This is a genomic window from Neisseria sp. HMSC03D10 (assembly GCF_001807625.1).
Lineage (GTDB): Bacteria > Pseudomonadota > Gammaproteobacteria > Burkholderiales > Neisseriaceae > Neisseria > Neisseria mucosa.
The window spans coordinates 1-20,446 of sequence record NZ_KV789499.1 but is presented as its reverse complement, the minus strand read 5'-3'; the positions used below and the strand labels follow the sequence as shown (position 1 = coordinate 20,446).

The 20,446-nt window shown below is 51.2% G+C and carries 19 protein-coding genes; 11 read left to right on the top strand and 8 right to left on the bottom strand.

Annotated features, from left to right (window positions below; translation table 11 throughout):
* The first annotated feature begins 116 nt into the window (after positions 1-116).
* The 7 genes from HMPREF3066_RS02115 (at position 117) to HMPREF3066_RS02085 (ending at position 7,983) form a co-directional block, all read left to right on the top strand.
* On the top strand, positions 117-1,001 hold the full coding sequence (locus HMPREF3066_RS02115; RefSeq protein ID WP_070440148.1) for a DMT family transporter: 885 nt from the start codon (positions 117-119) through the stop codon (positions 999-1,001).
* A 323-nt stretch (positions 1,002-1,324) separates the two neighbouring features.
* Entirely contained in the window at positions 1,325-2,302 is a 978-nt protein-coding gene (locus tag HMPREF3066_RS02110) for an ABC transporter substrate-binding protein (protein ID WP_070440146.1), read from the top strand.
* A gap of 286 nt (positions 2,303-2,588) precedes the next feature.
* Complete coding sequence (locus HMPREF3066_RS02105; protein WP_070440144.1) at positions 2,589-3,986, top strand: GIY-YIG nuclease family protein; 1,398 nt, start codon at positions 2,589-2,591, stop codon at positions 3,984-3,986.
* A gap of 190 nt (positions 3,987-4,176) precedes the next feature.
* Positions 4,177-4,974 carry an ABC transporter permease gene (locus HMPREF3066_RS02100; protein WP_070440142.1) on the top strand — a complete coding sequence of 266 codons (798 nt, stop codon included), beginning with the start codon at positions 4,177-4,179 and terminating at the stop codon, positions 4,972-4,974.
* A complete protein-coding gene (locus HMPREF3066_RS02095) occupies positions 4,974-5,666 on the top strand; it encodes an ATP-binding cassette domain-containing protein (RefSeq protein WP_210385685.1) in 693 nt (230 codons plus the stop codon). Before HMPREF3066_RS02100 ends, HMPREF3066_RS02095 begins: the two co-directional genes overlap by 1 nt.
* A 309-nt stretch (positions 5,667-5,975) precedes the next feature.
* Entirely contained in the window at positions 5,976-6,590 is a 615-nt protein-coding gene (locus tag HMPREF3066_RS02090; RefSeq protein WP_070440138.1) for a CadD family cadmium resistance transporter, read from the top strand.
* 295 nt (positions 6,591-6,885) lie between these two features.
* Positions 6,886-7,983, top strand: a complete 1,098-nt coding sequence (locus tag HMPREF3066_RS02085) for an NnrS family protein (RefSeq protein ID WP_070440136.1) — start codon at positions 6,886-6,888, stop codon at positions 7,981-7,983.
* 113 nt (positions 7,984-8,096) lie between these two features.
* Here HMPREF3066_RS02085 and yciA read toward each other — a convergent pair whose 3' ends face one another.
* The 3 genes from yciA to rluD form a co-directional block, all read right to left on the bottom strand.
* Entirely contained in the window at positions 8,097-8,534 is a 438-nt protein-coding gene (yciA, locus tag HMPREF3066_RS02080) for an acyl-CoA thioester hydrolase YciA (protein WP_003742967.1), read from the bottom strand.
* Positions 8,535-8,638: 104 nt separating this feature from the next.
* Entirely contained in the window at positions 8,639-9,412 is a 774-nt protein-coding gene (gene pgeF, locus HMPREF3066_RS02075) for a peptidoglycan editing factor PgeF (RefSeq protein ID WP_070440134.1), read from the bottom strand.
* A gap of 263 nt (positions 9,413-9,675) precedes the next feature.
* Complete coding sequence (gene rluD / locus HMPREF3066_RS02070) at positions 9,676-10,800, bottom strand: 23S rRNA pseudouridine(1911/1915/1917) synthase RluD (RefSeq protein ID WP_036529295.1); 1,125 nt, start codon at positions 10,798-10,800, stop codon at positions 9,676-9,678.
* On the opposite strand from rluD, the gene HMPREF3066_RS02065 reads away from it, so the two are divergent.
* Positions 10,799-11,605: an outer membrane protein assembly factor BamD gene (locus HMPREF3066_RS02065; RefSeq protein WP_003755523.1), complete on the top strand. Its 807-nt coding sequence runs from the start codon at positions 10,799-10,801 to the stop codon at positions 11,603-11,605. The genes rluD and HMPREF3066_RS02065 overlap by 2 nt on opposite strands.
* Before the next feature lie 110 nt (positions 11,606-11,715).
* Here the strand turns inward: HMPREF3066_RS02065 and ilvA are convergent, their stop codons facing one another.
* On the bottom strand, positions 11,716-13,242 hold the full coding sequence (gene ilvA / locus HMPREF3066_RS02060) for a threonine ammonia-lyase, biosynthetic (RefSeq protein WP_070440133.1): 1,527 nt from the start codon (positions 13,240-13,242) through the stop codon (positions 11,716-11,718).
* 215 nt (positions 13,243-13,457) lie between these two features.
* Here ilvA and HMPREF3066_RS02055 point away from each other — a divergent pair, with 215 nt between their 5' ends.
* Positions 13,458-14,711, top strand: coding sequence for a D-alanyl-D-alanine carboxypeptidase family protein (locus HMPREF3066_RS02055; RefSeq protein ID WP_070440150.1), 1,254 nt, complete (start codon positions 13,458-13,460; stop codon positions 14,709-14,711).
* Between the two features lie 85 nt (positions 14,712-14,796).
* Positions 14,797-15,459: a YecA family protein gene (locus HMPREF3066_RS02050; RefSeq protein ID WP_070440131.1), complete on the top strand. Its 663-nt coding sequence runs from the start codon at positions 14,797-14,799 to the stop codon at positions 15,457-15,459.
* Between the two features lie 71 nt (positions 15,460-15,530).
* Here HMPREF3066_RS02050 and HMPREF3066_RS02045 read toward each other — a convergent pair whose 3' ends face one another.
* The 4 genes from HMPREF3066_RS02045 to HMPREF3066_RS02030 form a co-directional block, all read right to left on the bottom strand.
* The gene (locus HMPREF3066_RS02045) at positions 15,531-16,019 is read right to left on the bottom strand and encodes a DUF456 domain-containing protein (protein WP_039410026.1); all 489 of its coding nucleotides are present in this window, start codon (positions 16,017-16,019) and stop codon (positions 15,531-15,533) included.
* A gap of 226 nt (positions 16,020-16,245) precedes the next feature.
* Entirely contained in the window at positions 16,246-17,205 is a 960-nt protein-coding gene (gene ttcA, locus HMPREF3066_RS02040) for a tRNA 2-thiocytidine(32) synthetase TtcA (RefSeq protein ID WP_003742981.1), read from the bottom strand.
* A 154-nt stretch (positions 17,206-17,359) separates the two neighbouring features.
* A complete protein-coding gene (locus HMPREF3066_RS02035) occupies positions 17,360-19,525 on the bottom strand; it encodes a heavy metal translocating P-type ATPase (protein ID WP_070440129.1) in 2,166 nt (721 codons plus the stop codon).
* 99 nt (positions 19,526-19,624) lie between these two features.
* Positions 19,625-19,834, bottom strand: a complete 210-nt coding sequence (locus tag HMPREF3066_RS02030; protein WP_003742983.1) for a heavy-metal-associated domain-containing protein — start codon at positions 19,832-19,834, stop codon at positions 19,625-19,627.
* 147 nt (positions 19,835-19,981) lie between these two features.
* Between HMPREF3066_RS02030 and cueR the strand changes: the two genes are divergently transcribed.
* The gene (gene cueR / locus HMPREF3066_RS02025; RefSeq protein WP_070440122.1) at positions 19,982-20,374 is read left to right on the top strand and encodes a Cu(I)-responsive transcriptional regulator; all 393 of its coding nucleotides are present in this window, start codon (positions 19,982-19,984) and stop codon (positions 20,372-20,374) included.
* Positions 20,375-20,446: the final 72 nt, after the last annotated feature.

Genomic DNA, 20,446 nt, shown 5'->3' with positions numbered 1-20,446 from the left:
TGCCCGACGGGGTGAAAAATACAGTTGCTACTTATTTCTCTTTCGGATTTGCGTTACCATGCAAAACCCTTTTCATCACTTTAAATCCTCATGCCGATCCGTTGCGGAGCAAATCCATGAATATCCGTTCCGACTCTTATGCAGCACCATTCCTCATCTTCGGCTGCGTCTTATTCGGGCTGGGCAGCCTGATCGTCAGATTCGTCCCCGTAGGCCCGTATGCGGTTGCATTTTGGCGGCTGCTGATTGCGACGGGTGTATTTTGGCTGCTCTCCCGTTTTTTCAGGCAAAAGCTGCCCAAAAGCAGAAGGGCGGTCAAATATGCCATGTTATCCGGCATATTTCTGGCGTTTGATTTGTCATTGTGGCATGAGAGCGTATATGCGGTAGGCCCCGGGATTTCCACATTGCTCAACAGCTTGCAGATATTTTTTCTGTCCGCCATCGGATTTTTCTTTTTTCAAGAACGCTTGAACAGCCTGCAAGTTTTGAGCCTGATATTGGCAGTTGGCGGGATTGTCCTAATCGGCAGTCCCGAGTTCAATCACAATGCCCACGCCTTATGGGGCTTTGTCAGCGGAATTGCGTCGGGCGGGCTTTTGGCATTGTCTATGGTATTCGTCCGCAAAACGCATGAAGTCGAAAGGGTGGCGCTTTTTCCGATGATGATGGTTTTGAGTTTCGGCGGCGCGTTGTCCCTGATTGTTCCCGCGCTGATTTTCGACAGCAACGCCCTATACCCGACGCAATGGCGCGATATAGGCTTGGTCTTGATATACGGCGTGGCCATGCAATGTTTGGCATGGGGTATGATTGCCTATGCAATTCCGCTGCTGTCCCTGTCTTTAACCGGTTTGCTGCTGCTTTCCGAACCCGTTGCCGCTTTACTGATTGATTATTTTTGGTTGGACAAGCCGATCAACACTTTACAGTGGTTTGGTGTTGTTTTGACTTTGTCGGCGATTTATCTTGGTTCTTTAAAACCGAAAAACACAAATTAAGCCGTATTGGGAAATAAAAGGTCGTCTGAAAACCGTTTTCAGACGACCTTTTATTTCAATATTATTGATAGGTGTAATGCCGAAAAAGATTTGCGTTTCTATATATAAACGGATGTCGGAACAATCGTGCCTTTACTTCCATTTTCTTTAATAGCATAATGAATAAAAATTATTATCAGAATATAGATGGTAAAACAGAGTTGCGGATCTAGATAGGCTGTGGTGTGTCCATTCCTATGTTTGGCGCAGCTCAAACCCATCTTAGAGGGATTCTGTTAAACAGCCGGGCTGAAGTCCGCGCTACCTAACCAGGAGATTGGAAAATGGAACTGAAAAGACGTGATTTCTTAAAAATGACCGCCGCGCTGGCGGCGGCAGGCGTTTCGCCTTCGCTGTTGGCGGTGGGGAAAGAGCAGTTTACCGTGTACGGTGCGCCGGCGATGCCCAGCGTAACCATTGCCGTAGCGGCGTTGCAGGGCAAGCTGGCGAAGCAGGCGAACGTGTCGCTCAAGGTTTGGCGCTCGCCCGACCAGCTTCGCGCGGGCGTGGCGAGCGGGCAATTTAAAGTGATGATGAGTCCGAGCAATGTCGGCGTAAACCTGCGCAACCAAGGGCAGAAAGTCGGCATGGTGAATATTTTGACCAACGGCATCACGCAGTTGGTTTGCAAAGGCAGCGCGATTGCCTCGCCGCAGGATTTGGTCGGCAAAAAAATCCTCGTGCCGTTTAAAAACGACATGCCCGACATCGTGCTGCAAGCCTTGTTGAAAAAACTGAAAATCGACGCGCACAAAGTCGGCATCACTTACACCGCTACGCCGCCGGAAGCAGTCGGCCTATTTTTGAGCAAGGACTACCACGCCGCCATCCTGCCCGAACCAATGGCAAGCGCGGGTATGCTCAAAGGCAAAACCATGGGCGTAAACGTCGTGCGCGGTTTTGATTTGGTGAAAGCATGGGGGCAGGCGTTTGACACCAAACCGCTGATTCCGATGGCGGGCATCATCGCCAACGAAGAATATTTCCACGCACACAAAGCGCAGTTCGACATCTTCCATCAGGATTTGAAAAACGCGCTCAACTGGATACTGGTCAACCGCCAAAGCGCCGCGAAAATCGGCAAAAACTACCTCCCCGCTCCCGAACCCGCCCTAGTCATGGGCTTGGACGGTGCGCGGCTGACGGTAACCAAAGGCAGTGAAGTGAAGAACGAGATTTTGAAGTTTTACGAAATCCTGATGCAGTTCAATCCGAAACTTCTGGGCGGCAAGTTGCCGGATAACGGGTTCTTCTTGGCTTAAAGGGAAAGAGGTCGTCTGAAAAGGGGAAGTTGTATTGGGGAATCCAATATACCCTTTTCAGACGACCTATCAGATAATAGTTAGAACAGTACACAAAGAGCCGTCATTCCCGCGCAGGCGGGAATCCAGTCTCTGATATTGCAGGAATATTTTAAAATTGCAGCAACGTCAAACCTTTGGATTCCCGCCTGCGCGGGAATGACGGCGGGTGGTAGCCATTCGGGCTTGACAGGGAGGACAGTTTCTACGTTTGCTACCCAAGCTACTTTAATAATAGGATTGTTCAATGAAAAAATACAAGGTATATAGAATTATTCATTCTTCTAATGGGAAAAAATATATAGGATTAACTAAAAGAGGTCTAGTAGAACGATTAAGAGCCCATTTTAATGAATTGACTAGAAAAGCTAAATCTGGTCGGTTTGTAAATCCTTTTTCTTTACAAGCCGCAATGTATGAAGAATATGAGAAGAATAAGTCTAATTGGCGAAAGGTAAAATTTAATTTATTTCGTATTGAACTTGTCCAAGATTTTGATTCAGAACAAGAAATGATAGATTACGAATTTAATTTAATTATAAATGAAAATACATTAGTACCTAATGGATATAACTTGATGAATGGTGGACATAGCATAGGAGGTACAGGAAGAAATCAAGCCATATCAATAAACAATTTTGTAGATGGCAATGGAGTATGTAGGAGTTGGAATTTTGATTCAAAAAAAGAAATGTATCTAGAACTCAGCAAAGAATATTCAATTAAAGAATATACGCTTAGATGGAGAGTTAATAATTTTATTGAAAAAAATAGGAATAATTATTGTAATGATTTTTTGGCAGAAGAGGTAATTTCTGATGCAATTTATTATGCTATTTATGAATTTTCTGATAGTAGAAAAACAGGAGGAACAAACATTTTAAGGCAGAGAAAAAGAAGATGTAATCAAAAAATGAAATTACATGCAAAGTCATCATTCTCTAATGAAATAAAATATCCAAATGAGAATGGGGATTTTATTTTAAATTCTAGTGAGTTTTCTGAATTAAATAATATACCTAAAAGTACAGTAAGAGCAAGAAGTATGAGATTTTTAGAAAATAATGGTTTCCAATATGAAAATAATGTTGATTTAAATAGATATATTCAAAAAAGAAAAAAAGAGTTTTTAGATTTTATCCTAACGAACCATTCAAATAGTAAAAATATAAAATTTACTCAAGGAGATAATGAATATAGTGGCTCTTTAACGTCATTAGCTAAACATTTTGGATTAAATATTTCTACTGTAAAGAAAAGATATAAATCATTAGATGTAAATTTAAGATTAAAAAATGAATGTTTGTTATGGGTATTTGGGTTGTGTGAAAATCCAAGATCTATGGAAAAGAAGCATATTTGCGATACATTTAGTCAAAATAACACAATACATGAATATATATTAAGTGAGAATGTACGATTTTTTAGGCAAATTGATTTTGTAAGAGCTGTTGAACAAGTTTTAGATAAATTAGGTGTAGATTATAGTTCGGTACAGAAAAAAGTTAGTTACTACATTCCAAAAAATAACGAAATGTCTGATATGGAGAAGACTAACCATATTATTATTAAATTAGAAAAAAAGTTTAATTTAGATAATTTAAAGAAAAATATAATTGATAATTTTAACACAGGAGCAGATTAGTAACTGTAGGTTGGCTTAACCGCAGTCGCAACTCAACAAAACACCGAAATCCCAAACCAAGGCCGTCTGAAAACACTATTTGGGGAAACCAAGCCATTTTGTTGGATTGCGACGTTCCGTCTAACCCAATCAACCATTTTTCAGACGACTTATCATCCCCAAACCATCCCCATCAACCAACACCTAAACCATGATTAAAACCGACAAAATCCGCAAACCGCAGCCTGCGGTGTTTTACATCATCGACTACCTTTGGAGCGGCTTTGCCGGTTTGAGCGTGGCGATGATGGTGGTGGCGTTGTGGGCGTGGGGCAGTGCCGTGTTCGGTGAGTTTATGCTGCCTGAGCCGGTGGAGGTGTTTCAAAAGTCTTTGGATTTATTGAAACATTTTCAGGAAAACGAAATCGGGATTTCGCTGTGGCGGTCGGTGGTGGGGATTTCGGTTGCGCTGGTGGCGGGATTGGCGGCGGGGCTGGTGGCGGGCAGTTTTAAGACGGCGATGGCGTTGCTCAAGCCTGTGATTACGGTTTTGTTGGCGATGCCGCCGATTATTTGGGTGGTGATGGCTCTGTTTTGGTTCGGTTTCGGCAATCCGAGCGTGTTGTTTACCATCATTGTGTTGGTTGCGCCGCTGACGTTTGCGAGTGCGGCGGTCGGGATGGCGAGCGTGAACAAGCAGCATGAGGAGTTGTTTGACGCTTATAAATTAGGCCGTCTGAAAAAAATCCGTTATCTGTATATCCCGCATCTGACGGGCTATGTGATTTCCAGCATCGGCGTGGCGGTGGCGATGGGGGTGAAGGTGGTGATTATGGCGGAACTCTTGGGCGCGAGCGAAGGCGTCGGCGCGCGGATTGCGGACGCGAGGGCGATGCTGGAGACTTCGACGGTGATGGCTTATGTGGTGTTGGTCATCGTGTTTGTATCGCTGTTTGAATACCTGATTACCAAGCCTTTGGAAATTTTGTTTATGCCGTGGAGGAGATGATGCTCTGTCTTGAAAACGTGCGTTTTGAAATTCTCCGCGACCCCATCGTGCGCGATTTCAGTTTGAACCTGCAACATGGCGAAGTGAAGGCTTTATTCGGGCCGAGCGGCTGCGGCAAGACGACGGTTTTGCGGCTGATTGCGGGCTTGGAAACGCCGAAATCGGGCTCGATACGCAATACTTTCCGCAAAACGGGTTTTCTGTTTCAGGAAAACCGCCTGCCGGAAAACTTGACCGCGATGCAGAATATCGCTATTTTTATGGACAAACCCGATGAAGGCGAAATCGTCGCGCTGGCGGCGAAAGTCGGGCTGACTGCGGGCGATTTGAACAAATATCCGACCGAATTGTCCGGCGGCATGGCGAAACGGGTAGCATTTTTGCGCCTGCTGCTGTGTGGTTGCGACCTTGCTTTGCTGGACGAGCCGTTTGTCGGTTTGGACCGCGATTTACGCGATATTTTGGTTGCCATGCTGGTGGAAAAAATCGAGCGGCAGGGCATGGCGTGTATGCTGGTAACGCACGACCGATTCGAAGCCGCGCGCCTGAGCCATGAAATCATGCTGCTTTCCACTAAGGGCATGAACGTGCAAAACGTGATAACCCTGCCTACGCCGCTGTCCGAACGCGATTCGGCTTTTGAAGAAACCGTGGTGGCAAGAGAGTTTCAGGGGATTCATTATTATGAGTGATAAGGGGATCTGAGTGTCTGACGAACCTTGCGGTTCGTTGCCCTCTCCCTAACCCTCTCCCACGGGGAAAGGGGATTAGGTTGCTGAAAATCAGAGGGTGCAGGATTGGGAATCGAATAGCAGGTAAACCTAAAAATGTTCAGGCTCGACAGCCCAATTCCCTCTCCCCGTGGGAGATGGCTAGGGAGAGGGTAAGCAAGCCGCAGGCTTGCCTCTTTAGCGAAAGATACGAATCTGTTATCCGAACGCGATTCGGTTTTTGAAAAAGCCGTGGTGCCAAGGGGCAGGGGATTCATTATGAGGTGCTTTATGTTTTCGACTGTGATTACTGCTGCTGTTTTATATATTGCTACAGCAGTAGATTTGTTGGTAATACTATTAATATTTTTTGCTAGAGCAAATACTAGAAAAGAATATCGAGATATTTATATCGGACAATATTTAGGTTCTGTAATTTTAATATTAGTTAGTTTATTTCTAGCTTTTGTTTTGCATTATGTTCCGGAAAAATGGGTGTTGGGTTTATTAGGTTTAATACCGATTTACTTAGGTATTAAAGTTGCTATTTACGACGATTGTGAGGGCGAAAAAAGAGCTAAAAAAGAATTGGATGAAAAAGGGTTGTCAAAATTAGTCGGTATTGTTGCTTTGGTTACAGTTGCTAGTTGTGGTGCAGATAATATTGGACTTTTTGTTCCTTACTTTGTGACTTTAGATCTTGTCGACTTATTAGTTACTCTTCTTGTATTTTTAATATTGATTTTTGTTTTAGTATATACAGCACAAAGATTGGCTAATATTTCAGGTATTGGTGAAATTGTAGAGAAGTTTAGTCGTTGGATAATGGCTGTTATTTATATTGGTTTAGGATTATTTATTATTATTGAAAATAATACAATTCGAACAATAATATCAATAATATGAATGATACGGGCATTTGAGTATCTGACAAACCTTGCGGTTCGTTACCCTCTCCCTAACCCTCTCCCACGGGGCGAGGGGAACAGGTTGCTGAAAATCAGAGAGCGCAGGATTGAAAATCAGATGGCAGGTAAACCTGAAAATGCTCGGGCTCGACAGCCTAATCCCCTCTCCCCGTGGGAGAGGGCTAGGGAGAGGGTAAGCAAGCCGCAGGCTTACCTCTTTGGCAAAAGATACGGCCCTGTCCGCCCAATAAATCCATATCCGAAAGCATCTTCATGCAGAATCAAGCCAAGTCATGAATAAATTTTTCACCCACCCCATGCGGCCGTTTTTCGTCGGCGCGGCGGTGCTTGCCATACTCGGCGCGTTGGTGTTTTTCATCAGCCCCGGCGCCATCGTCCTGCACCGCCAAATCTTCTTAGAACTTATGCTGCCTGCGGCATACGGCGGTTTCCTGACTGCCGCCATGCTCGAATGGACGGGTTATAAAGGTCGTCTGAAACCTGTTTCCACCGTCTTGGCGGCGCTGTTGCTTGCCGCATCCGTCCTGCTGCCGTTTGCGCCGCAAACCGCTTCGTTTTTCGTCGCCGCCTATTGGCTGGTGTTGCTGCTGTTCTGCGCCTGGCTGATTTGGCTCGACCGCAACACCGACAATTTCGCCCTACTGATGCTGCTTGCCGCGTTCACCGTTTTTCAGACGGCCTATGCCGTCAGCGGCGATTTAAACCTGCTGCGCGCGCAAGTGCATTTGAACATGGCGGCGGTCATGTTCGTATCCGTGCGCGTCAGCGTCCTTCTGGGCGCGGAAGCCCTTAAAGAATGCCGTCTGAAAGACCCCGTATTCATCCCCAACATTGTCTATAAAAATATCGCCATTACCTTCCTGCTCCTGCACACCGCCGCCGAACTTTGGCTGCCCGCGCAAACCGCCGGTTTTACCGCGCTCGCCGTCGGCCTCATCCTGCTCGCCAAGCTGCGCGAACTGCACCATCACGAACTCCTGCGCAAACACTACGTCCGCACCTATTACCTGCTCCAACTCTTTGCCGCCGCAGGCTATCTGTGGACAGGCGCGGCGAAACTGCAAAACCTGCCCGCCTCCGCACCCCTGCACCTGATTACCCTCGGCGGTATGATGGGCGGCGTGATGATGGTGTGGCTGACCGCCGGACTGTGGCACAGCGGTTTTACCAAACTCGACTATCCCAAACTCTGCCGCATCGCCGTTCCCATCCTCTTCGCCGCAGCCGTCTCGCGCGCTGTTTTAATGAACGTGAATCCGATATTCTTCATCACTGTCCCCGCGATTCTGACCGCCGCCGTGTTCGTGCTTTATCTGTTGACGTTCGTACCGATCTTTCGGGCGAATGCGTTTACGGATGATCCTGAGTGAGCGTTTTCGTTTCATCCTGTCAGTCAATAGCAAATCCTGTATCGCCTTAAGTCAAAAGGTCGTCTGAAAATCTCCAATATGGGTTTTCAGACGACCTTTGCTTAAATCAGGGTTTAAATCAGACCTTGCAGTTTCGGGTTGCCTTCTTTGGGAATAGGGCGCGTGTTGCCTTCGCTGTCGATGGCGACGTAGGTGAAGACGGCTTCGGTAACGAGTTGGCGGTCTTCGGTCAGGTGGTCGTTCATCAGCGTTTTCACCCAAACTTCGATTTTCAGTTGCAGCGAAGTATTGCCCACGCGCACGCAGCGTCCGTAGCAGCAAACGACGTTGCCTACTTTAACGGGGCGGATGAAGTTCATTTCCTGAACGGCGACGGTAACGATGCGGCCTTGCGCGATTTCCGCCGCCAAAATGCCGCCGCCCAAATCCATTTGTGACATAATCCAGCCGCCGAAAATATCTTGGTTGGGATTGGTGTCTTGCGGCATGGCGACGGTGCGCAGCAAAAGCTCGCCTTGAGGGTGGGAGCGGTGTTCGTTTTTTTGAGTCATGAGAATATCCTTTTGAGCGGTGCGGATTGGGGTGGATTTGAATGTTGGCGGATTGGGTCTTACAAAGGTCGTCTGAAAGAGGATAGGGCTTTTCAGACGACCTTTTATACCTGTTCCAACCAAATCAGGCTGACCATGCGGCCGGTTTGTCCGTCGCGGCGATAAGAGAAGAAAGTGTCGCGTTCCAAGACGGTGCAGTGTGTACCGCCGTAAATCATATCCACCCCTTCGCGGCGCAGAACCAAACGCGCCAGCGCGTAGATGTCAGCAAGATACTTACCGCCGCCGATGTCTTCGAATGCGTCCGCCGCTTCGGGCATGGGCGCACAAAATGCGTCGAATACGTCTTGTCCGACTTCGAACGCGTCCGCGCCGATGGCAGGACCGAGATATGCCATGATTTCGACAGGTGCAACATTCATCGCGGCAATGGTGTTTTGTAATACGCCGCCCGCTAAACCGCGCCAGCCCGCGTGTGCGGCAGCAACGACCGTACCGGCTTTATCGCAGAACAAGACAGGCAGGCAGTCGGCAGTCATCGCGGCGCAGGCGGCTTTGCCTGTGTTGTCCACCGAAGCGTCTGCGTCGGGCGTGTTGCCCAATGCGTCGGCAGCGTTGACGACGATGGTGCTGTGGATTTGATTGAGGTAGGCGACGGGCAGCCCGACCTGTTCCTGCAAAATTTCACGGTTGCGGCGCACGGCATCAGGATCATCGCCGACGTGCGAACCGAGATTCAAACTTTGATACACGCCTTGGCTGACACCGCCGTTGCGGGTGGTAATCAGGGTTTTAACGTTGGCAGGCGCAGGCCAGTCGGCTGTCAGGAAATTTTTGCCTTGCGGGGCGAGGTTTAAGGTTTCTGTGATGGTTTTCATGGGGTGTCGGAATAGGTGCGTAGCGGTAAGGGTTTATTAACTGCCCTTAGGGTAAATGGATGTTTGGTTTTTCGTCATTCCCGCGCAGGCGGGAATCCAGAGATTCGGGATTGCTGTAAATTTTTAATTGTCGCTGAGAAATCAGAGGTTCGGATTCTTGCCGGTGCAGCATGAATGATGCCGTTGGATAAACCTTATCTAAACTTTATATGAAGTTCGTTTTCAGACGACCCTTGAGTAACAGGTCGTCTGAAAACACCTGCTTAATCCCTCACATAAACCACTTCGACATCGTAATCGTCTTCGTTCCAATCATCGTCGTCATCTGTGCCGAGTTTGTCCTGCCACTCTTCTTCGTTGCTCAAAGACGAATCCAAGCCTGCTTCGAGGCGCAGGACGGAGAGCAGGTGGTAAATATCGTCGGGAATCGGGGCTTCAAAAGAGACGGTTTCGCCGGTTTTCGGATGGACGAAACTTAAGCGGTAGGCGTGCAAAGCCTGACGCGCGCCCAGACTTTTGACGGCTTCTTTCACCGGTTCGCTGCACGGATGGCGCAGGTTGCCGTAAACGGGGTCGGCGGCAAGCGGGTGGTTGGCTTCGCGCATATGGACGCGGATTTGGTGCGTCCTGCCGGTTTCGAGCGAGCATTCGATGTAGCTGTGGGCAAGATAGCGTTCCAACACTTTGACGTGGGTAACGGCAGGTTTGCCGCCGAATTTGACGACCGCCATTTTCAGACGGTTGTGCGGATCGCGTCCGATTTGGGTTTCGATTTTGCCGTCAAAGGGAACGATACCGTTGGCGACGGCGCGGTAGATGCGTTTGACCGTGCGCTCTTGAAGCTGTTGCACGAGGGAATTTTGTGCGGGCAGGGTTTTGGCGACCACCATCAGGCCGCTGGTTTCCTTGTCTAGCCTGTGGACGATGCCCGCGCGCGGAATCTGGCTCAATTCGGGACAATGCGCCAGCAGGCCGTTGAGCAGCGTCCCCGTCCAGTTGCCTGCGGCGGGGTGGACGACCAGTCCGGCGGGTTTGTTGACGACGATGACGGTATCGTCTTCGTACACAATATCCAAATCCATCGCTTCGGGTTTGAACGCGAGATTCTCTTCGCTCGGACGTACCGTTACGCTGATGGATTCCCCGCCTATCATTTTGTCTTTGGGTTGGGCGGGCTTATCGTTTACAATGACCGCGCCTTCTTTAATCCACGATGTCAGGCGGCTGCGCGAATAATCAGGCATGAGCTTTGCCAACACCGCATCCAGCCGCCCGCCCGCAAGCTCCAGCGGAACAGTCAAATTAACACAACTTTCTGCTTCGGGGGCTGACGTAAAGTCTAAATCGTCGCTATAATCGGCTTCATTATCAAAGGAAGTATTCTGCATGAAAAAAATTCTTTTAGTAGTTTCGTTAAGTCTGGCACTGGGTGCCTGTGCAAGCAATAAAGGTACGGTCGATAAAGACGCGCAAATCACACAAGATTGGAACGTGGAAAAACTCTATGCCGAAGCGCATGACGAGTTGAACAGCAGCAATTATACGCGAGCCATCAAGTTATACGAAATTTTAGAATCCCGCTTCCCCAACGGCCGCTACGCGCAACAGGCGCAACTGGACACCGCATACGCCTATTACAAAGACGACGAGCCTGAAAAAGCCCTCGCCGCCATCGACCGCTTCCAGCGCCATCACCCGCAACATCCGAATATGGATTACGCGCTTTACCTCAAAGGCTTGGTTTTGTTCAACGAAGACCAATCCTTCCTCAACAAACTCGCCTCCCAAGACTGGTCCGACCGCGACCCTAAAGCCAACCGCAGCGCATACCAAGCATTTGCCGAATTGGTACAACGCTATCCGGAGAGCAAATACGCCGCCGACGCCACCGAGCGCATGGCAAAACTGGTGGACGCATTGGGCGGTAACGAAATCTCCGTTGCCCGCTACTACATGAAACGCGGCGCCTACCTCGCCGCAGTCAACCGCGCCCAAAAAATCGTCGAGCGTTACCAAAATACCCGCTACGTCGAAGAATCGCTCGCCATGATGGAGCTGGCTTACAAAAAACTGGACAAACCCCAACTCGCCGCCGACACCCGCCGCGTTTTGGAAACCAACTTCCCGCAAAGCCCGTTCCTGCAACACCAATGGCAACCGAACGATATGCCTTGGTGGCGCTACTGGCGTTAAGCACATCAAATTCAGGACAGTTGATACGGATTGGTATCGGTTGTCCGAAAGATGAAAGGTCGTCTGAAACCATAAAAGGGTTTCAGACGACCTTTTATTTTGCCTTCCTATCAAGCAAGGAACAGGCGGTATGCGGCGTTTTGGGTTTCGTCCTGATAGCTGTAACCAAGGCTTTCGAGGAAGTTTTCGAAGGCTTGATTGTCGCCGGGCGGGACGTCGATGCCGACGAGGATGCGGCCGTAGTCGGCGCCGTGGTTACGGTAGTGGAAGAGGGTAATATTCCAGCCGCCCTGCATGTGGTTGAGGAAGCGGGCGAGTGCGCCGGGGCGTTCGGGGAACTCGAAGCTGATTAAGCGTTCGTGGGCGACTTTTGTTGTGCGTCCGCCGACCATGTAGCGGATGTGGATTTTGGAGATTTCGTCGTCGGTCAGGTCGACATTGGGCAGCCCGGCTTCGGTCAGTTGGCGGCTGATGACGGCGAGGTCTTGGGAACCTGCGGTTTGCAGGCCAACGAAGATATGGGCTTTTTGGTCGTCGCCGTAGCGGTAGTTGAACTCGGTGATGTTGCGGCTGCCGAGCAGGTTGACGAATTTGAGGAAGCTGCCGCGTTCTTCGGGGATGGTAACGGCGAAAATGCCTTCGTTGCCTTCACCCAATTCGCTGCGTTCGGAAACGTGGCGCAGGCGGTGGAAATTCATGTTGGCGCCGCTGGTTACGGCGATGAGGGTTTGGTTTTGGATGCGGTTGCGGGCGGCGTAGGTTTTCAGACCGGCGAGGGCGAGCGCGCCTGCGGGTTCGGTGATGCTGCGGGTGTCGTCGAAGATGTCTTTGATGGCGCCGCAGATAGCGTCGGTATCGACGGTGATGATGTCGTCCAAGAGATCGCGGCAGAGGCGGAAGGTTTCTTCGCCAACGACTTTGACGGCGGTACCGTCGGAGAAGAGGCCGACGTCTTTGAGGCTGACGACTTTTCCGGCTTCGACGGATTGCTTCATGCAGCAGGAGTCGTTTGTTTGCACGCCGATGACTTTGATGCTGGGGCGGACTTGTTTGACGAATGCGGCAACACCCGCAGCCAGTCCGCCGCCGCCGATGGGGACGAAGATGGCGTGGATGTCGTCGGGACGCTGGCGCACGATTTCCAGGCCGACCGTGCCTTGTCCGGCAATCACGTCGGGGTCGTCAAACGGGGCGATGTAGGTCAGTTTTTCTTTTTCTGCCAACTCCATCGCGTAATCGTAGGCATCGTTGTAGGAAACGCCTTTGAGGACGACTTCTCCGCCGCGGCTTTTGACGGCGTCGATTTTGATTTTGGGCGTGGTTTCGGGCATGACGATGACGGCGCGGCAGCCCAAACGCTGTGCTGAAAGGGCGACGCCTTGTGCGTGGTTGCCCGCGCTGGCGGCGATGACGCCGCAGGCGAGTGCTTCTTTGGGCAGCTTCGCCATTTTGTTGTACGCGCCGCGGATTTTGAAGGAAAACACGGGTTGCAGGTCTTCACGTTTGAGCAGGACGTTGTTGTTCAGACGACGTGACAGCCCGATTGCAGGTTCGAGCGGCGTTTCGACGGCAACGTCGTAAACGGAGGCGGTCAGGATGCGGATGAGGTAATCGGAATAAGAGGGGCGGTTGTTCATGGTTTTGTGTGCCGGAGGATTATTTTCGAAAGGAGTGTCCGCCGTCCGCGTCAAACTTTGCCAACAAAACGGCGGAAAGGTAAAACCATACCCTCGAGGTCGTCTGAAATCAAGAAAAATCTTAGCAAAGCGAAGTTGCGGCGGTATAATGACTGCCTTTTGTGCCAAACCGCACGACGCGGTTGTTTTTATTTCTGTTTCCGCACCACATCCCGATGAAAAAAATATTATCCGTATTGATCGCGGCAATGATGATTGCCGCCGCGCAAGCCGCGCCGCAAGCGGCTAAAAACAACGCAGCCCCTGCTGTTGCAGCTTCCGAGCCTGCGCCTGCCGCCGCATCCCAACCCGAGGCCATGATGCCCAGCATCAACAGCCCCGATGCGCCGCCTGCCATTGCCGCTGCCGCCTACATCGTTACCGATTTGCAAAGCCATCAAGTGCTTGCCTCCGGCAATATCGACACCCAAATCGACCCCGCTTCGCTGACCAAAATGATGACCGCCTACCTCGCGTTCAAAGCTTTGGAAAACGGCACATTGCGCGCTGACCAAATGCTGACCGTGTCCGATGCAGGCTGGAAAATCGAAGGCTCACGGATGTTCCTCAGTCCCAAAGTTCCCGCCAGCGTCAGCGATTTGATTAAGGGCATGATTGTCCAATCCGGCAACGATGCCGCCACCACGCTTGCCGAAGCCATGGGAGGCGGCTCGGTGGACGTGTTCGTCCAACAAATGAACGAAGAAGCCAAGCGTTTGGGCATGACCAAAACCCACTTTAAAAACCCGACCGGATTGGCTGCCGAAGGCCACGTTTCCACCGTCGGTGATTTAGCCATCCTCTCCGCCGCGCTGATACACGATTATCCGAAATACTATCCCGTATTTTCGATTAAATCCTTCAAATACAACAATGTCGAACAGCCAAACCGCAACCTCCTGCTCTACCGCGACACCAGTGTGGACGGCCTGAAGACAGGACATTCCGAAAGCGCAGGCTACAACCTTGCCGCTTCCAGCAAACGCAACGGCAGACGCATCGTTTCCATCGTTGTCGGTACCGATTCCACCGAAGCCCGCGCGTCCGAAAGCGGCAAATTGCTCAACTGGGCATTGCAGGCATTCGATACGCCCAAGCTCTACAACGGCAGCGAAATCATTTCTAAGGTCAAAGTTTATAAAGGCAGCAGCAAATCGGTGAATGTCGGCTTCCTCGAAGACGTGTACATCACGATTCCCCACGATGCCGGACAAAACATCAAACCGATTTTAGAAACCGTCCAGCCCGTTATCGCCCCGATACGCAAAGGTCAAAGCTTGGGCAAACTCAAAATCGTCAAAGACGGCAAAGTCATTACCGAGAAAAACGTCGTCGCCCTCCATTCCGTTGAAGAAGGCAACTGGTTCAGGCGGATGTGGGATGATATTGTGTTGTGGTTCAAAGGCTTGTTCGGCAGCAGTTCGAAATAAGCCGGATTGATGAAAAGGTCGTCTGAAAATGGTTTTCAGACGACCTTTCAGATAACGGATACATCATTAAAAATAAGGAAAAACCATGCAATTACAAGCATTTGATGAGGCGTCCCGCCTGCGCCTGATGCAGCTGCTCGATGCCAAATCGGAACAACACAACACCATGCGCTGCGATGAGGTACAGGCATTTATGATGGCTTTGTTGAGTGGTCCCGATGCCTTGAATCCGAACGATTGGCTGCCTGAAGTGTTGGGTGAAGAATCATTGTTTGACGCGAAAGAGCGTACCGAAATCGAGCGTTTGGTGATGGCGCTGGCGGCTGATTTGCGTATCAAGCTCGGCAGTAAAATGTTGCCCGATTTGTGGCTTTACGAAGATGCAGCGGGCAATCCCGACGTGTACACTTGGTGTAACGCCTATCTGTATGCCTTGGATGTCGTGCCGACCGATTGGTTTGAAGCGGTCGATCAGGAGGAGTTTGAAGACCTGTTCTATCCGATCATGGCTTTGGGCGGTATTTACGACGAAGAGCAAAACGGCGAAATCATTTTGCACCTGACTGAAAAAGAACTCTCACAGCTCGAATCCGACCTGCCGCACGTCCTGCTCGATATTTACTGGTATTGGCAGGCAATTATCAACAAACCGCAAACCGTACGTCGCGAAGGCGAAAAAATCGGGCGAAACGATTCTTGTCCCTGCGGGAGCGGTAAAAAATACAAAGCTTGTTGCGGTAAGGGATAACTTTCCGATCAGGTAAAAAATCAAAAGGTCGTCTGAAAAAAGGTTTTCAGACGACCTTTACAATGATCAGGTTAAAACCAGCTTGCCGCCCATATAACGAGCAGGGTCATTACAATCGTCAAGGCGCAACCGATTTTGGCGACCGTACCGATGATGAAGCCGATAAACGTCCCCAGCCCGACTTTGCCCGCCTGCCACATATCGCGGCGCGCCAAGAATTCCCCGGTACCCGCGCCGATGAGCGGACCGAACAACAGCCCGGGAATGGAGAAAAACGCGCCGACAATACCGCCAATCAGTGCCCCCCAAACTGCTGTTTTAGTGGCTCCTGTATATTTTGCCCCTAATGCGCCTGCGACATAATCCATCGCCGTGCCGATAGCGGCGACAACTGCGAGAAAAATTAGAGTATTTGTACCGTAAATCTGATAATCGCCGGCATAGGCAAGCAGCCATGCGCCGCCGAACATCAATCCCAATCCGGGAATAGCGGGATAAACCGTGCCGAGCAGTCCGACACAGATGGCGATTAAACCGAGCAGGATGAAAATGGCAGTCATAACAGTCCTTTTTTGATGGAAGGGAAAAGGGTATGCGAAGCACGCTGAGCTTGTTTTGCGGCGGATTAAAATGGAACGGTTTGTATCGTCTTTCCCGTAAAATCCCAGTTTTCAGACGACTTACCGTATTATGCGACTTACCGTATTATGGTTGCACGTCCTGATGATTCAAGGCAGGTTTGTGCAAAGAAATAAAAAATCCGGACAAGGCATCCGGATTTTTGTTTTATGCGCCGCAAGTTTTCGGCTTGTTTGCCAGAATATTGATGACTTTGCGTTCAGGTTTGGACGGGGTGATTTTGATTTCACTTTCGTCTTCTTCGCTGCCGTCGGAGTAGCGTTCGGGCATTTTTTCGCTGTCAAACGCCAAGTCGCCGCCGTGTTTCAAGGTTTGACCGCGTTCCAAACCGACGAAGTCGAAAAGCTCGGGGTCGGCAAGGTGGGAAGGGACGACGTTTTGCAGGGCAGAGAACATCGATTCAATGCGGCCGGGGAAGCGTTTGTCCCAATCTCGAAGCATATCGCCGATGACTTGGCGTTGCAGGTTGGGCTGCGAGCCGCAGAGGTTGCAAGGGATGATTGGGAATTGCTTCAGTTCGGCATATTTGATCAAATCTTTTTCTTTCACATACGCCAGCGGGCGGATGACGATGTGTTCGCCGTTGTCGCTCACCAACTTGGGCGGCATGGCTTTGAGTTTGCCGCCGTAAAACATATTTAAAAACATGGTGGCGAGGATGTCGTCGCGGTGGTGTCCCAAGGCGATTTTGGTGCAGCCCAATTCTTTTGCAGTGCGGTAGAGAATGCCGCGGCGCAGGCGGCTGCACAGCGAACAAGTCGTTTTGCCTTCGTCCAATACGCGTTTAACGGTGGAGTAGGTGTCCTCTTCGACGATTTTGTACGGTACGCCTATGCTTTCGAGATAGGTCGGCAGCACTTCTTCGGGGAAGCCCGGCTGTTTTTGGTCAAGATTGACGGCAACCAGTTCGAAATCAATCGGCGCGCTGGCTTGGAGCTGGCGCAGGATGTCTAACAGGGCGTAGCTGTCTTTTCCACCGGAGAGGCAGACCATGATTTTGTCGCCCGGTTCGATCATGTTGAAATCGTTAATCGCGTCGCCGACGGCGTGGCGCAGGCGTTTGTTGAGTTTGTTGTTCTCTAATTCTTGTTTGGTTTTTTTTGACATGGCGGTTTGTGCTTTGAAATAAGGAAAATTTAAGGGCGGTATTGTACCGCAAAAAGAGTTTGGAAACCGCATATTAGAAAAGAAAGGTCGTCTGAAAGAGGGGAGGGGATTTCAGACGACCTTTCTTTTATATTACGCATATTACGCGGCTATATTACTCAATCTTCACCCGTTTCAACCTCAACGCATTGCCCAACACCGAAACCGAGCTTGCCGCCATTGCCGCGCCTGCGATGACGGGGTTTAAGAAGCCGAGTGCGGCGAGCGGGATGCCCAAGATGTTGTAGAAGAAGGCGAAAAACAGGTTTTGTTTGATGTTTTTCAAAGTGGCTTGCGATACCAGCAGGGCATCGGCGAGTTGGTTGACCGAATGCTGCATCAGCGTGGCGGAGGCGGTGTGTTCGGCAACGTCCGCGCCGCCTTTCATGGCGAAGCTGACGTTGGCGGCGGCGAGCGCAGGCGCGTCGTTGATGCCGTCGCCGACCATCGCCACGGTTTTGCCGGCGGCTTTGAGTTTTTGCACTTCGGCGGCTTTGTCGCGCGGACTCATGTTGCCGAAGGCGTGTGCGATGCCCAGTTGTTTGGCGACATATTCGACCGTGCCTTGATTGTCGCCGCTCATGATGTAAACGTCGATGCCGTGTTTTTTCAGACGACCTATGGCTTCGGCGGTGTCGGTTTTCAGCGCGTCGGCGAGTGCGAATGCGCCGATGGGTTTGCCGTTGGCGGAAACGGCGACGATGCTTGCGATACGCCAGACGTCGTCTGAAAGGTTTTCAGGTAGCTTTAATTCGGCAAAATCAAGTTTGCCCGCTTTCACCAAACCCACGCCTTCTACTTCGGCGGTAATGCCTGCGCCGACAACGGTTTGCGCGTTTTGTGCAGTTGGGATTTCCAAACCGCGCGCTTGGGCGGCGGAGACAATAGCGTGGGCGAGTGGGTGGGCGGCGTTTTGTTCGACGGCGGCAGCGATGCGGTACAAAGCGTCTTCGTCAAAGCCGCTGTCGAGAACGCAATAAACGGCAGCAACCTGCGGTCTGCCTTCGGTCAGCGTGCCGGTTTTGTCCAACACGACGGCATCGACGTGGGCGGCTTCTTCCATCGCCGCCGCGTCTTTAAACCAAATACCGTGTTTCACCGCCTTGCCCATGCCGACCATAATCGCGGCGGGCGTTGCCAGACCAAGCGCACACGGGCAGGCAATTACCAAAACGGCAACGGCGTGCATCAGCGCAATCGTCCAATCGCCTTTCACCAGCCAAGTGGCGATAAAGGTCAAAAGCGCGATGCCCACGACGGCAGGCACGAACACCGCCGCCGCCTTGTCCGCCACGCGCGCAATCGGCGCTTTGCTGCCTTGCGCTTCGGACAGCGCGTTCATCATGTCGCCGAGCAGGGTTTGGTTGCCGAGCTGCGTGGCGCGATACACCACGCTGCCTTCGGTCATCAGCGCACCCGCCAACACTTTGCCACCCGCCTTTTTCTCTTCGGGATTGGATTCGCCGGTGAGGTGGCTCTCGTCCGCCCAGCCGCTGCCGCTTTCAATAATGCCGTCGGCGGCAATGCGTTCGCCGTGGTTGGCGCGGATTAGGTCGCCAATTTGCACTTGGTCGATGGGTAGTTGTTTCCATTCACCATCGCGTTGCACGTTGACTTGAGTCGGCGTGAGTTTCAGCAGCAAGCCCAAGCTGTTCAGGCTGGATTTTTTGGTGCGGTGTTCCAAAAATTTGCCCAGCGACACAAAACCGATCACCATCACGCCCGCTTCAAAATACACATGCGCCATGCCGTGCGCCGCGTGCGGGCTGAAAAACAGCATATAAACGGAATACAGGTAAATCGATACCGTGCCGATGGTAACGAGCACGTCCATATTCGCCAGCCCGCCCTTGATGCTCGCCCACGCGCTTTTGTAAAACGGGATTGCCAGCCAAAGCTGCACCACGCTCGCCAGCGCGAATTGCCACAACGGCGGAATCATCCAATCGTGTCTGCCAATCATCATCCCCGCCATGCCGATAAGGAACGGAATATTGATTGCCAGCAAAAGCCACAGCCGCCAGCTTACATGCGCGGTTTCTTCGGGCGGCGGCAGCGCGTCTTCCGTCTTTTCCTTCGCGCCGTAACCGGTTTTCTCGATAATTTTGGCGATGTCGGCGGCGGAGGTTTGGCTGTCGTCAAACACCACCTGCGCTTCCTCGCTGGCGAAGTTCACCCCCGCCGATTCGACAAAGTCTTTTTTGTTCAACACTTTTTCAATGCGCGAAGCGCAGGCCTGACAGGTCATGCCTTCGATTTGGAAACGGACTTTTTGTTGCATGGTTTCTTCCTTCTGAATGTGGTTGGGCTACCTGAAAAAAGCGGAGCAGGGTTTTTAGGTAGCCTTTGGGGTGTTGCAGTCGATTTGTTGCGATTCGATTTACAAAGCCGCATCATACCCGCCGTCTTCCACCGCTTCTATCAGCGCGGCGGGGTTGGTTTGGGCGGGGTCGAATTCCACGACGGCGTTCTTGTTTTCCAGGCTCACTTCGGCCTTGTCCACGCCGTTTACGCCTTCGAGGATGCTGGTAACGCTTTTCACGCAGCCGCCGCAGGTCATGCCTTCGATGTTTAATGTGATGGTTTGCATAGGGTTTCCTTTCTGTTGGAATGAGGCTGAGGTTTTAAAGCCCGTTGCAGCCAAAGCTTTCAGGTAGCCTAAAATGATGGGTCTGCTCTTGCTTTCCCGCTAAGTGCCGCCACTATAAAGCTTCACCCGAAGTAAAGGTCAAGCATCATGATGAACATCAGCCAGGCCGCGGCCGAGAGCGGCCTTTCCGCCAAACAAATCCGCGACTACGAAAAGCACGGCCTAATCGCCCTGGCCGCGCGCAGCGAAGCGGGCTACCGCCGCTACGGACAGGCCGACCTTGCCCGGCTGCGCTTTATCCGCCATGCGCGGGAAGTGGGCTTTTCGCTGCCGCAGATCGAGCAGCTTTTGAGCCTGCAACACAACCCGCAGCGCACCAGCCGCGAAGTGAAAACGCTCACCGCGCGGCACATCGCCGAGCTGGAAGCCAAAATCGAACGCTTGCAGGGCATGGTGGCCGAGCTGCAACGCTGGCACGATGCCTGCGCGGGAGACGACTGCCCGGATTGTGCGATTTTGGCCGGGCTGGAGGAGCGTTAGGCGGCTTGGGGCCAATACACATGAGTGCAACCACCTGTTGCCTTTGTTGGAAGGCATTGCCGAAGGTACGAC